This is a genomic window from Oleiharenicola lentus (assembly GCF_004118375.1).
In the GTDB taxonomy this organism is placed as follows: Bacteria; Verrucomicrobiota; Verrucomicrobiia; order Opitutales; family Opitutaceae; genus Lacunisphaera; species Lacunisphaera lenta.
On sequence record NZ_SDHX01000001.1, the window covers coordinates 153,049 to 165,386 of the forward strand.

11 protein-coding genes are annotated in these 12,338 nt (G+C 66.6%); 5 read left to right on the top strand and 6 right to left on the bottom strand.

Features of this window, described 5'->3' with window-relative positions; all coding sequences use genetic code 11:
• Window positions 1–67 precede the first annotated feature (67 nt).
• Together ESB00_RS00650 and ESB00_RS00655 are read right to left on the bottom strand one after the other, a co-directional pair.
• Entirely contained in the window at window positions 68–1,597 is a 1,530-nt protein-coding gene (locus ESB00_RS00650; RefSeq protein ID WP_129045806.1) for a glycine--tRNA ligase, read from the bottom strand.
• A 147-nt stretch (window positions 1,598–1,744) separates the two neighbouring features.
• The gene (locus ESB00_RS00655) at window positions 1,745–2,599 is read right to left on the bottom strand and encodes a hypothetical protein (RefSeq protein WP_129045807.1); all 855 of its coding nucleotides are present in this window, start codon (window positions 2,597–2,599) and stop codon (window positions 1,745–1,747) included.
• A 138-nt stretch (window positions 2,600–2,737) separates the two neighbouring features.
• On the opposite strand from ESB00_RS00655, the gene ESB00_RS00660 reads away from it, so the two are divergent.
• From ESB00_RS00660 to ESB00_RS00675, 4 genes are all read left to right on the top strand, one after another.
• The gene (locus ESB00_RS00660; protein WP_129045808.1) at window positions 2,738–3,442 is read left to right on the top strand and encodes an energy transducer TonB; all 705 of its coding nucleotides are present in this window, start codon (window positions 2,738–2,740) and stop codon (window positions 3,440–3,442) included.
• Window positions 3,443–3,522: 80 nt separating this feature from the next.
• The gene (locus tag ESB00_RS00665) at window positions 3,523–4,659 is read left to right on the top strand and encodes an energy transducer TonB (protein WP_129045809.1); all 1,137 of its coding nucleotides are present in this window, start codon (window positions 3,523–3,525) and stop codon (window positions 4,657–4,659) included.
• Window positions 4,656–6,074 carry a TonB family protein gene (locus ESB00_RS00670; protein WP_129045810.1) on the top strand — a complete coding sequence of 473 codons (1,419 nt, stop codon included), beginning with the start codon at window positions 4,656–4,658 and terminating at the stop codon, window positions 6,072–6,074. The genes ESB00_RS00665 and ESB00_RS00670 overlap by 4 nt, the downstream gene beginning before the upstream one ends.
• Window positions 6,075–6,127: 53 nt before the next feature.
• Window positions 6,128–6,592 (top strand): hypothetical protein, encoded by a 465-nt coding sequence (locus tag ESB00_RS00675; protein ID WP_129045811.1) that lies wholly within the window; start codon window positions 6,128–6,130, stop codon window positions 6,590–6,592.
• Window positions 6,593–6,640: 48 nt separating this feature from the next.
• Here ESB00_RS00675 and ESB00_RS00680 read toward each other — a convergent pair whose 3' ends face one another.
• Window positions 6,641–7,114, bottom strand: coding sequence for an Mpo1 family 2-hydroxy fatty acid dioxygenase (locus tag ESB00_RS00680; protein ID WP_129045812.1), 474 nt, complete (start codon window positions 7,112–7,114; stop codon window positions 6,641–6,643).
• Between the two features lie 66 nt (window positions 7,115–7,180).
• Between ESB00_RS00680 and ESB00_RS00685 the strand changes: the two genes are divergently transcribed.
• Window positions 7,181–7,738 carry a YceI family protein gene (locus tag ESB00_RS00685; protein WP_164975965.1) on the top strand — a complete coding sequence of 186 codons (558 nt, stop codon included), beginning with the start codon at window positions 7,181–7,183 and terminating at the stop codon, window positions 7,736–7,738.
• Window positions 7,739–7,772: 34 nt separating this feature from the next.
• Here ESB00_RS00685 and ESB00_RS00690 read toward each other — a convergent pair whose 3' ends face one another.
• The 3 genes from ESB00_RS00690 to hisF all read right to left on the bottom strand — a co-directional run bounded on the left by ESB00_RS00690 (window position 7,773) and on the right by hisF (window position 12,252).
• The gene (locus tag ESB00_RS00690; protein ID WP_129045814.1) at window positions 7,773–10,616 is read right to left on the bottom strand and encodes a M16 family metallopeptidase; all 2,844 of its coding nucleotides are present in this window, start codon (window positions 10,614–10,616) and stop codon (window positions 7,773–7,775) included.
• A 130-nt stretch (window positions 10,617–10,746) separates the two neighbouring features.
• The gene (gene hisIE / locus ESB00_RS00695) at window positions 10,747–11,361 is read right to left on the bottom strand and encodes a bifunctional phosphoribosyl-AMP cyclohydrolase/phosphoribosyl-ATP diphosphatase HisIE (protein WP_129045815.1); all 615 of its coding nucleotides are present in this window, start codon (window positions 11,359–11,361) and stop codon (window positions 10,747–10,749) included.
• Between the two features lie 123 nt (window positions 11,362–11,484).
• Window positions 11,485–12,252, bottom strand: a complete 768-nt coding sequence (hisF, locus tag ESB00_RS00700; protein WP_129045816.1) for an imidazole glycerol phosphate synthase subunit HisF — start codon at window positions 12,250–12,252, stop codon at window positions 11,485–11,487.
• Between the last annotated feature and the right edge of the window lie 86 nt (window positions 12,253–12,338).

The window sequence follows — 12,338 nt, forward strand, 5'->3', positions numbered from 1 at the left end:
GCGTTGGGGAGCCGTTTCGGCAGGCTCAAGGCCCTGAGCTCGTCGAACGGGCAACGCGCTCCACCTCTCAGTAAACCTGCTCGGCGAGAAGGGCGAACAGCTCAGCCTCGGTGATGCGCTTCTGGCTCATGCTGTCGCGCTCGCGGAGGGTGAAGGTGTCGCCGGGCTTCTCGATGGTGTCGAAGTCGATGGTCACGCACCAGGGCGTGCCGGCCTCGTCCTGGCGGCGGTAGCGTTTGCCGATGGCGCCGCCGTCGTCGTATTGCACGGCGTAGTTGCGCTTGAGTTTCGCGTAGAGGGCCTTGGCGCGGTCGGTGAGCTGCTCCTTGTTCTTGAGGAGCGGGAGCACGGCGACCTTGACCGGGGCGATGCGCGGGGAGAACCGCAGCACGGTGCGCTTCTCGACGTTGCCCTTCTCGTCCTTCACGTCCTCTTCCGCGTAGGCGGCGGTGAGCACGGCGAGGAAGATGCGGTCGGTGCCGACGGCGGGCTCGATGACGTGCGGGACGAACTTCTTCTTCGTGGCCTCGTCGAACATCTCCTGCGGCTTGCCGCTGGCGTTGGCGTGCTGCGTGAGGTCGTAGTTGCCGCGGGCGGCGATGCCCCAGAGCTCCTGCACGCCGAAGGGATACTTGAACATGATGTCCACCGTGCCGCGTGAGTAGAACGCGAGCTTCTCCTTCGGGTGGGCGTAGCGCGAGAGGTGCGACTCGGGCAGGCCGATGCTCTTGAGCCATTTCTCGCACCAGGTGATCCACTCCTCGTGGGCCTTGGCCCAGTCGGCGTGCTCGTGGATGAAATACTCCATCTCCATCTGCTCGAACTCGCGGGAGCGGAAGATGAAGTTGCGCGGCGTGATCTCGTTGCGGAACGACTTGCCGACCTGGGCGATGCCGAAGGGCAGCTTCACGCGCGTGGTGTCGATGACGTTCTTGAAGTCCACGAACATGCCCTGCGCCGTCTCGGGGCGGAGGTAGGCGACCGATGAGGCGTCCTTGAGCGCGCCGACATTGGTCTCGAACATCATGTTGAACGCGCGCGGCGGCGTCAGGCTGCCGGGCTCGCCGGTGGCGGGGGAGGGGATCAGCGGGATCTCGGTTTCGGCGGCCTCGGTGAAGTCCTTGGCGACGACCGGCGCGAGCGCGCCCTGGAGGGCCTTCTTGCGCTTGAACGACTCGGCGGCGGCCTGGAGGTCTTCGGCGGTCTTCTCGCTTTCGAGCGCGGAGACGTAGCCCGCGACCTTGCCGTCCACGACGACCGGCGACCAGAACAGCTGGTCCGCCCGGTAGCGCTGCTTGCTCACCTTGCAGTCCACGAGCGGGTCGGTGAAGCCGGCGACGTGGCCGGAAGCTTCCCAGACCTTGGGGTGCATGATGATCGAGGTCTCGATGCCGACGATGTCGTCGCGGCGGTGGACCATGTCGCGCCACCAGCAGTCGCGGATGTTGCGCTTGAGCTCCACGCCGAGCGGGCCGTAGTCGAAGAAACCGTTGAGGCCGCCGTAGATTTCGGACGACTGGTAGATGAAGCCGCGGCGCTTCGCGAGCGACACGAGGGCTTCCATGAGATTCGGGTTTTCGGCGGAGGGAGTGGACATGGTGGTAAGGAGCGCCCCCAACTGGATGTGGGGAGCAGTTGGTCAGCAAAGAGAGCGGCCCGGGGCCGGTCAATGCCGGGGTTTGGGCGCGCGGTTGGCCAGGAAAACCTGAGCCGCGACGGCTCCGCCACCGACCATGGGTTTCGATCAGGGCTTCTTTTCCACCTTCGTCTCGGAGGCGTCGGTCACGGGCAACGGGTCGCTCTTCAGGTATTCGACCAGCTGCAGTTCGCCGAGCTTCACGTTGGGGGTGAACTTGTCGTCGGCGTTGATCCAGACCGGGCGCGGGGTCTCGCGGCCGAACTGCTGTCCGCCGATGGCGAGCATGGCCGGCATGACGTCAGCCAGGCTGAAACCCAAGGAGGGGGCGGCGATGCGGGTGGTCCACAGGGGCGGTTTGCGGCGCATTTCCAGCGCGGCATCCAGATCGTAGGCCGACACGACAATCACGTAGAAATCCTCCTCCGCCACCTCCAGCAGGTTCCGGGCGTCATAGCTGTTGGCCGTGAGGCCGACCATCGGGGCGGTCAGGGGGTTGAAGAAGGCCTGGTCGAGACCGATTTTGTGGCCGCCGAGAAACCGGACAATCTGGCCGCGGTTGACCTGGAGCGGCGGGCGAGAGGGGTCGGGGCCGTAGAATCGTTCGGCGTTGAGGGTGCCCCAGGTGTAGCACAGCAACAGGGTGGGCGGGCCCGAGCGGGAGGTGCTGGGCAGGTAGCCCTGTTTGGCCAGTTCCGCCGAGATCAGGCGCAACACAAGTTCGGTCGGCGGCTGCTTGAACCCGGCAATCTGCCCGCCCAGATCGCGGTAACCGAGACTGGCGGCGACGTAGTAATGCGGCTGGTCACGGCTGGCGGCGGGCCGGAAGCCGCTCTCGGTCGAGACTTCGGTCACCGTGATGACCTCGAGCTCACGGTGGCTGCGGATCAGGTCCCAGAGGCCCGCGCCGCAGATCGCAGGAGACAGGAACAGGAGAACAAACGCGGGGGTGACGCGGCGCATGGGGCAGGGTGGGCAGCAGATGCAGACCATCCGCATGGTCCGTGGTTCCCGCGGGCGTGGCAAGGCGGGACCCGTCCGGCGAAGTATCCCATTGCCAGCTGCGGTTGCTCCGTTCAGCTGTCAGTCAACGTCACCCCCATGAAACCTCTCCTGCGTTTCCTCCTCCTGATTGCCATTGCGTCGAGCCTGCTCACGGCCCGCGCCCAAACCGCGGTCGCCCCCGGTTACAAGGTGGTGGTCGAGATCACTTTTGACGAGCAGGGCGTCGCCGAGGAGGGCAAGGTGGTGTCGAGCGACGACCCGAGCGGCGCGCGCGTGCTCGACCAGATCGCGCTGCGGCTCGCCGAGGAGGTCAAACAGGCCCCGCGCACGGGCAAGGACGGCAAGCCGGTCAAGTTCAAGGCCCGCGCCCCCTTCAATTTCCCGGTCGAGGGCGACGAAGGTGCCGCGGCCAACGAGGCCCCCAAGCCCGCGCTCAAGGCGGCCCCGCTGCCGGCCTATCCGGAAAACCTCGCCGCCAGCGGCACGGTCGGCGGTGCCATTGTGGAACTGGTCATCGGCGCCGACGGCGCGGTGAAGCAGGCGTCCGTGCTGCGGTCCTCGCACCCGGAGTTTGCCAACGCGGCCTTCGCCGCCGTGCAGCAGTGGCAGTTTGCCCCCGCACAGAAAGACGGCGCTGCCGTCGAGTCGCGCTGGCGCGTGGCCATCAATTTTTCGGTGGATGAAAAGGAAGCCGACTGGATGTGGCGCGTGGCGCCCCGCCCGAGCCTCGGCGCCTTCACCGCCGTGCGCGCCAAGCTCCCGCCCGCGGCCCCGGCTGTTGCGCCGGCGGAGAAGAAGTAGGCGGTTTTGCCGCGGTCTGCTCTTGCCTCGTGTGGGCGAGGCAGGTTTAGCCATTCCCACGTAAACGGGCCAGGTTTACCATGACCGTATCACGCCCGTTTAAAACTACCCTCCTGCTGGTGAGCCTTGCGCTCGCGGCGTTTGCCGATGACCGCATCGTGCCCGTCAAGGAGCTGATCGAGAAAGGCACGCTGCCACGCCCGATCAAGCGCGAGGCACCGCCTTATCCGACAAACATGGAGCGGTCACGTCTGGAGGGACTGGTCGAGGTTTCCTTCGTCATCAACACCGAGGGGCACGTCGTTAACCCGGTGGTGATGCGTTCCAACAACCCTTGGTTTGAGCGACCGGCCATCGAAGCGATCCTGAAGTGGCGGTTCCACCCCGGAGAGATGGACGGCAAGAAGGTTAACGCGCTGGCCCGTCAGCGCCTGGAATTCACCTTGGATGACGGCGACACGCCGGCCGGGCTGTGGTATGTGCCTAGGTTGAAAAATCCCGAGGAACTCCCGCCGGAGCTGCGCTGGACGACGGCACCCCAGCCGGTCACCACCGCTTTTCCCGTTTATCCTTTCGAGGTCCTGCAGGCCGGCAAATCCGGCGTTAGCGAGATCAAGTTCATCATTGGTCCCGACGGTCGGGTCAGCGCCAGCCAAGTGCTGCAGGCCGGACTGCCGGAGTTGGGGCTGGCGGCGCAGGCGATGATCGATACGTGGCGGTTCACCCCGCCGAAAAACCAGGAGGGACAGCCCTGTTACGCCGCGCTCACCATGCGGCATGATTTCAGGCCCAACAATTATGGCAACGTGCCTCTGACCGAGGAGGCGCTCACGATCCTGAAAAAGCTCGAGAAAAAGCCCGGGGACATCGTCCCATCCAACCAATTGGACGCAATGCCCAAGCCACTTTCCCGACGGCCGCCGGTTTACCCGTCCGCGTTGCGGCGCAAGGGCCAGCCCGGGGAGGCGGTGATCGAGTTCTTCATTGCGCCCAACGGCGACGCCGAGCTGCCGCGCATCGTCTCCAGCACGCTGCCGGAGTTCGGCTATGCAGCGGCGCAGGCGGTCGCTACCTGGCGCTTTGAACCGCCGCGCAGAGCCGGCAAACCCGTCATCACCCGGGTGCGTATCCCGATTGAATTTACCCACGAAACTGCCCCGGCCTCAACGAATGAAGCGCCGCCGGAAAACCTACCGACTCCGGACCAAACCCCATGAACCCGCCCGCCCGGCCAGGATGCAACCGGCCCGTGCTTTTGCGCCTGCACTCCGTTTTCGCTCCGCTCGGTCTTTGGGCCGGCCTGATCGGGCTGGCCTGCCTGGTGGGACTCCCACTCCGGGCGCAGACGGCACCCGCGGCCGCGGACTTCGGCCCCGCCCTAATGACCGAGTGGGTGCGGCCGGAATATCCGGCCGAGGCGCGCAAGGCCAAGGCCGAGGGCACCGTGGTGGTTGAGTTTGTCGTCGAGGTGGACGGCAGTGTTTCGCGGGAAACGGTTCATGAGAGTGCGGACCCGCGGTTCAACGCCTCCGCGCTGGCGGCGGTGCAAAAATGGAAGTTCAAGCCCGCGTTGGAGCACGGCACGCCGGTCGCCTCGGCCATGCGGGTGCCGGTGGTGTTCGAACTCGCGCAGCTGAAACAGAAAAACGCCCCGCTTTTCCCGCCGCAGGTGTTGTGGCCGGTCCCGGTCAAGGAGACCCCGGCCGCAGCGGACCGCAGCATCGAGCCCGAATATCCCGCCGAGCTCGAGGAGCGGCGATTGCCCGGCGAGGTGCACATCGAGTTCACGGTGGATGCCGCGGGCGCGGTGAGTCAGCCGCGCGTCCTGTGGGCGACCCATCCGGCCTTCGTGGAGACCTCGCTTCGCGCCATCGCCCGGGCGGGCTTCACGCCGGCCCGGCAGGGACCCTTGGTGAAGTCGTCCCGCGTGCAGTATCCGGTGGTCTTCGGCAGCATGGGGGCAAAACCCTCGGATGTCCTGGCTGCCAACGGGCTGACGGTGATGGGCGGTGAATCTCTGGTGCGACAGCCCCAGTTGAAAATGCTCATTCCGCCGGTGTTTCCACAGGGGCGCTGGCTGGCGGGCGAAAGCGGAAGCTGCACAGCGGAGTTCACCGTCGATGCCCAGGGCACTCCGCGCGAGATCGCAATCCTGAACGCCACCCATCCGGACTTCGGCGGCGCCTTCACCGCCGCCATCGAAGCCTGGGCCTTCCAGCCGGCACAAAACGACCAGGGCCCGGTGGCCGTCCGGATCCGCGCGGTTCATGAGTTTGCCCAGCGTTCCGACCTGGCGGAGTTCCGCTTGGGCGCCCGGTTGAAGCCGGGCGCCGAGGGCATTGCCGGCCCAGCCGGGCTGGAGCGAAAACTGCAGCCGCTCTGGCGCGGCTTTCCGGTTTATCCGCAGGCCCTGCTGGAGCGGAAACCGTCGGGCGAGGCCCTGATAGAGTTCATCATAGATCGCGACGGACGGGCGCGCCTGCCCCTGGTGGTGTCCGCCACCGACGAGGCCTTCGGCTGGGCGGCGGCCACCGCCGTGAGCCAGTGGGTGTTCGAGCCGCCGGTGAGAAACGGCCAACCGACGGATGTCCGGGTGCGTATTCCCGTGGGCTTCAAGCCGCCGGAAAAATAACCCGCCCACTTCGCGCTTGCGGGTGCGCCGGGCGGGGCAAGCGTGGCAAGACCATGAAAGCCTCGTTCACCGCGAAGGAATACCGCCAGCTCCTCGAGCTGGTGCATCTCGGCATGTGGACCGTCACCGCCTACCAGGGCGAGGATACCGCCGCCGCGAAGCGCTACTTCGCCCTCGACCAGCGCCTGATGGAGATGGCGACCGCGATGGGTTGCGCCGATCTCGTGGAAGAGCGGGCCGACGGCACGCTCCAGCCCGCGCCCAAGCTCGCCGAGGACGACCGCGTGCGCGAGATCCAGAGCGAGTTTCAGAACGATGTCTTCTGGCACGAGCTGGTGCAGCGCCTTGCCGACCGCGATCTCGCGGGCGAGCAGACCAAGCGCACGATGGAGACCCCCGGCGTCGAGCCCCCGCCATCGCGCGACGAACAGCTCAAGAAGATCGAGGACCGTTACTGGGCCGAGTTCGAGAAAAACGACCTCGCCCATGTCTTCCTGCTGCGCGGCGGCCGGGGCTGAAAAAGACCGCGAGGCGGGATGGCCACCGCGCCGGTGGCCAGAATGAACTCAATATTTCAGTCCGAGCCGTTTGTAGACGAAGTGGAGCAGCCACGCCGGCCCGATGAGCAGAAAGACCAGGTCCTTGAAGAACGACGGCTTCTTTCCCTCGATTTTGTGGCCGATAAACTGGCCGATCCACGCGACCACGAAAAGAAAGAGGCAGGTTTTCCACAGCGGCACCGGGCAAACCGCCGCCTGCCATTGGAGCAGGCCATGGCACAGCCCCATGAACAGCAGCAGGCCCACGGCCAGCGGCGGGGACAGACGCAGATAGAAAACCAGGACGCCCAAAGCCGCCGGCAAGTCCCACGTGAACCAGGCCGGCCAAGCCCCCGGCACGGGCAGCGAACGGATGAAGCCCACCACGCAGAAGAAGATCACCGGCACGCAGATCCAGTGGATGAGCTCGTTGGTGTCGTGCTGATGGCTGTCGCCATAATCGGCGAACCACTGGTCGGCGGTCTTGCGGGGACGGCTCATGGCGGGCGGGGGGCGCACCAAACTGCGCGTTTGCGGTCGGAGGGGCGAGCGCCATATTGCCCGCCCATGAGAAGCATCCGCACGCTCGCCCTGTTGCTGCTCCTGCCCCTCGCCCTCGTGGCGGCGGAGCGCCCGTTGAAGGTGGACCGCACCCGCTCCTACGTGGACGTGGACGTGAAGGCCACCGTGGACTCCTTCACCGCCCGGCTCGACGCCTATGATCTGCGCGCCACCGTGGACAACAAGGATCGCATCAAGACCGCGGTCCTGACGTTTCGTTTTGCCGACCTCAAGACCGGCAAGGCCGAACGCGACACCGGCATGATCGCCTGGCTCGGCGGCGGCGACCCCACCGGCCGCTTCGAACTGGGCATCCTCGCGCTCACGCCGTCCGGCCAGGGCCAGGCTTCGGGCAACCTCACCTTTCATGGCCAGACGCACCTGGTGGAATTTCCCGTCAACGTGGTCCAGGCCGAGGGCGCCCATGTGATCACGGGCGAGGCGACGATCGATCACCGCAACTGGGGCTTGAAGAAATACCGCAAGCTCGGCGTGCTGACCGTGGACCCCGAGGTGAAGATCCGTTTCAAGTTCACCGGCACGCCGGGCGAAGCGGCCAAGTAAGCGACCGGGCCGGTCAGCCGGCAGATCCTGCCCTTCACATCTTCGTTCCTTCGAACACGCCCACAAAGGGCTTGGGCACGACGATCGCGGTGCGGGCGTTGGCGGCCGGCAGCACCCGGGCGGCCCAGGCGTTGACTTCCTCGAGCGTCAGCTGCTCCACGAGACCGTTGTGCAGCGCGAGGATCTCGTCCACGCGGCCCGGCTTCTCCTGCGCGCGCTTGAACAGGCTGAGAAGAAATCCGTTGTCCTTGAAGCCGCGGCGGAGCTGGCTGCGCACGATGCCCACGCCGCCGGCAAACTCCTCGGCGGTCGCGCCGGCCGCGAGCCGGGCGGCGGTGGCCTCCACCACCTGCGCGACCTGCTGCACGTCAGCGGGCGTGCAGTCCACGGTCGCTTCCATGAGGCCGAAGTTCTCGAAGCCGCCGAAGGGGTTGAAACTGGCGCTCGGGCCGTAGGAGAAACCGTAGCCGTCGCGCACCTGCTCGCGGATGCGGAACTCCAGGAGCTTGCTGAGCACCTGGAGCGCGGCATTGTCGCGCGAAGTGATGCGGCCGGTGACCGGCCAGTTGCCCTGCACGAGGCCGAGGTTGAGCTCGCCGATGAACTCGAAGCGCTTCACGCCGGCGGGGGCGGACACCTTCACGGGCTGCGGGGCGAGGGACCGGTCCTTGGCCGCGGCCCGCGGACCGAGGGTGCCGAGGGTGCGTCCGAGGGACTGCAGCAGCGCGTCGCGCGAGACGTCGCCCACGACGGTCACCTCGACATAGCCGGTGGTCAGCGGCGGCTCCATCCAGCGCTGCACGTCGGCGGCGCCGAGCGAGGCGAAATCCTTGAACGTGCCCGACATGAAGCGGGCGTCGCCCTGGAACAGGTGGTCGTTCATCTGCCGCAGGCCTTCCTGGAAACCCATGATCGAGCTGATGCGGCCGATGGCGGCGAGGGCGCGCTGCTCCTGGTGGGCGTAGGGGTTGAACTTCGGGCTGCGGATGATCTCGGTGACGATGCCGAGGAAGGTCTCGACCTGGGCGGTGGCCATGAGGCCGCGGAAGGCGAAGGCGTCGTTGTCGGCGAGGTCGAAGCTGAAGTTCAGCAGCTTGCGGTCGATGATCTGCGCCAGCTGGTCGGTCTGGTAGTAGATCGTGCCGCTGCCCATGAGCGTGTTGAGGCCGAATTCCTTCAGCGCCGGCTGCTTGCCGGGCATCGTGAGCAGGCCGTCGCCCACGCGCACGATGGCCTGCACGAGGCCGGGTTCGTGTTTGGTGGGAATGAAGTTCAGGCGAACGTTGTTCGAAAGCCGCAGCAGCTCGACGCCGAGTTCCGGGACGCTGCGGGTCTCGGCGATGGTGGACGCCGGACCCGGTTTCTTCAGCACAAAGGGTTCGTCCTTCGGGGCGGGCGGCAGGAGGTAGGACAACTCGCCGCGCCGGTGTTTCTGCACGGTTTTAAGCACCTCGGCGGGTTTCAGCTCGATGTCCACGTCGCCACCGACGTGAAAGGCCATGGCGTCGAGGTTCCAGAGCGAGCGGAAGGCGCGGTTCAGCTCGTCGGGCTTGAGACCGGCCAGCCACTCGCTGGTCCAGGCAAGTTCAGTGGCGGGCCCGAAGAACACCGCGCCCTCCGCGATCGAGTCGGCGAGGTCGGAGCAAAGCTCCGCCGGCTCCATCACCGGCAGCAGGGAGATTTGGTGCTGGGTGTATTCCAGGTAGCGCGTGCGCAGCTCGTTGACCTCGGCGGCGGTGAAGCCGCGTTTCACGACATCGCGCACCGCCTGGTCCACGCCGAGCAGGCCCTGCGACCAGGCGTCGCCGGGCACCTGCACCGAGGCGACGACCGATTCGAAGCCCATGATGGTTTCGTAGGACGCCTGCGGATTGCCCGCGCCGGGAACCTGGTGGCCCAGGCGCCGGGCGAACAGCTCGAGCGCGACCGAGTTGCGCCATTGGTGGAGCACGGCCTCGCGTGGATCCATTTTCGCCGGAAGCGGGCCGGCGCTCGCGGCCAGGGTTTCCGCCGAGCCGATGCCCGAGACCCGGAACACCCCGGCGCGCAACGCCCGAAGCTCGGGCTTGCCCGGCGGACGCGCCGGAATCGGCGTCGCGGGTTTAACCAACGAGGCGAATTTTTCCCGGATGACGCCCTCGAGCGCCACCGGGTCAAAGTCGCCCGCGACCACCACGGTCATCAGGTCGGGCCGGTAGCAGCGCTGATAAAAATCGAGGAACTGCTCGCGGCGGAGGCTCCGCAGGGTCTCGTCGGTGCCGATGGGGGAGTGTTCCGCGAAGTTCACCCCGCGGAAGATCACCGGCATGGTGGCGTCCACCTGCTGTTCCGAGAGACCGCCGCGGTTGCGCTTCTCGGCGAAGATCACCCGGCGCTCCCGGTCGATGACGGCGGACTCGAAGGTGATGCTGCCGGCCACGCCGCGGAAGAACCGCAGCCCGTCGGCGAGGAAGCGCGGTTCGTTTTCCCGAAAATCGAGGCTGTAGATCGTGTTGTCGAAGGTCGTGAAGGCGTTGATGTCGGAGCCATATTCCGCGCCCAGCCGCCGGAAGAACGCCAGCATCTGCAGCTCGTTCATCTCGGCGCTGCCGTGAAAGGCCATGTGCTCGGTGAAGTGGGCGATGCCGAGCTCATCCTCCCGCTCGTCCACCGACCCGGCCAGCACCACCAGTTTCATCGACACCTGGCCGGGCACGCCGCGGTGCGGGAGGAGGGCGTAGCGCAGGCCGTTGTCGAGCCGGCCCCAGACGACGCGCTCATCGGGCTTGTGCGCCGTGCCCTCGTGGGCCCAGCGTCCGGCGCGCGGGTCAACCGCGGCAAGGATCGAACCGGTCAGCAGGCAGAGCAGGAGCAGCGTTCGCAACAACGGTGACTTCATGGGGCGGAACGCCCTGAAGGTGCGCGACTCGCGTCCCGGCGCAACTCCGGGTTTTGGGGACCACGGCGCAGGGGCCGGGGCTGCATTGACCCAAACCCCGGGGCGCGGGCGACCCGGCCCGCGGCTTTCCTCACTTCTTCGGGGCGTGACGCTTCTCGAGGACGGCGATGGCGTCGGCCAGGCGCAGCTTCTTCACGCGCAGGAGCACGATGAGGTGGTAGAGCAGGTCGGCGGCTTCGCCGGCGAAGTCCTTTTGCTTGCCCGCCACGGCGGCCAGCGCGGTCTCGAGGCCCTCCTCGCCGACCTTCTGGGCGACGCGGCCCACGCCCTCCTTGGCGAGGCGCACGGTGTAGCTGCTCGTGTCGCCGCCCTTGATGCGCTCGTCGAGGAACTGTTCGAGGTGGCCGAGGAAGCCCACGCCGCCCACGAGCGCGCCGTCGCCGAAGCAGCTCACGGTGCCGCGGTGGCAGGTCGGGCCCACGGGGTTGGCCTGCACGAGGAGCGTGTCGTTGTCGCAGTCCACCTCGACGCTCACGACCTTGAGGAAGTGGCCGGACGACTCGCCCTTCGTCCAGAGGCGGTCCTTGGTGCGGCTGAAGAACGTGACCTTCTTCGTGCGCAGGGTCTTCTTCAGCGCCTCGGCGTTCATGTAGCCGAGCATGAGCACCTGCAGGGTGGCGGCGTCCTGCACGATGGCGGGCACGAGGCCGTTGGTCTTCTTCCAGTCGATTTTCGGGAGTTTCATGGGAACGGAAAAATTAAAAACACGATGCGTGTCATCCTGAGCGGAGCGAAGGATCCAGGAAATGACCGCGGGCGGATGATCCGCTGGATTCTTCGCCGCGCTCAGGATGACGGGAGGCTTGGGTCATGGTCGGATCGGGATGCCGTCGGCGATGAGCTGTTCCTTGAGCTTGGGAATGGCGATGACGCCCTTGTGGAAGACGGAGGCGGCCAGCGCACCGTCCACGCCGGCAATCCGGAACACATCATTGAAGTGGCTGATCTCGCCGGCACCCCCGGAGGCCACGAGCGGAATGTGCAGCAGGGCACGCAGGGCCTTCAGCTGCACAAGGTCGTAGCCGCGGCGCACGCCGTCCTGGTTCATGCAGTTGAGCACGACCTCGCCGGCGCCGAGCTTCTGCGCCTCGACGGCCCAGTCGAGCGTGCGCCAGCGGGTGGCGCGCGTCTTGGTCGGGTCGCCGGTGTATTGTTTCACGAAGTAGTCACCGTCTTCCGTGCGGCTGTCGATGCCGACGACCACACATTGCGAGCCGAACTCGCGGGCCAGCTCGCCGATGAGGGCGGGGTTTTCGAGGGCGGGGGAGTTGATGGAGATCTTGTCCGCGCCGCCATGGAGGATCTCCCGGGCACCGTCGAGCGACCGGATGCCACCGGCCACGCAGAAGGGGATGTCGAGGACCTTGGCCACGCGCGTGACCCACTCGGTCGAGACCGTGCGGCCGTCGCTGCTGGCGGTGATGTCGTAGAACACCAGCTCGTCGGCGCCCTCGTCGCGGTAGCGCGAGGCCAGCTCGATGATGTCGCCCACGTCCTCGTGGTCGCGGAACTGCGTGCCCTTGACGACGCGACCGTCGCGGACGTCGAGGCAGGGAATGATGCGGCGGGCTAACATGGGGGAAAATTCCAAACGCCAGACGCCAAACGCCAAAGAAATCCGAAACGAGAGATTTCGAGAATGGGCGTGGTTCCGCTGCTTTG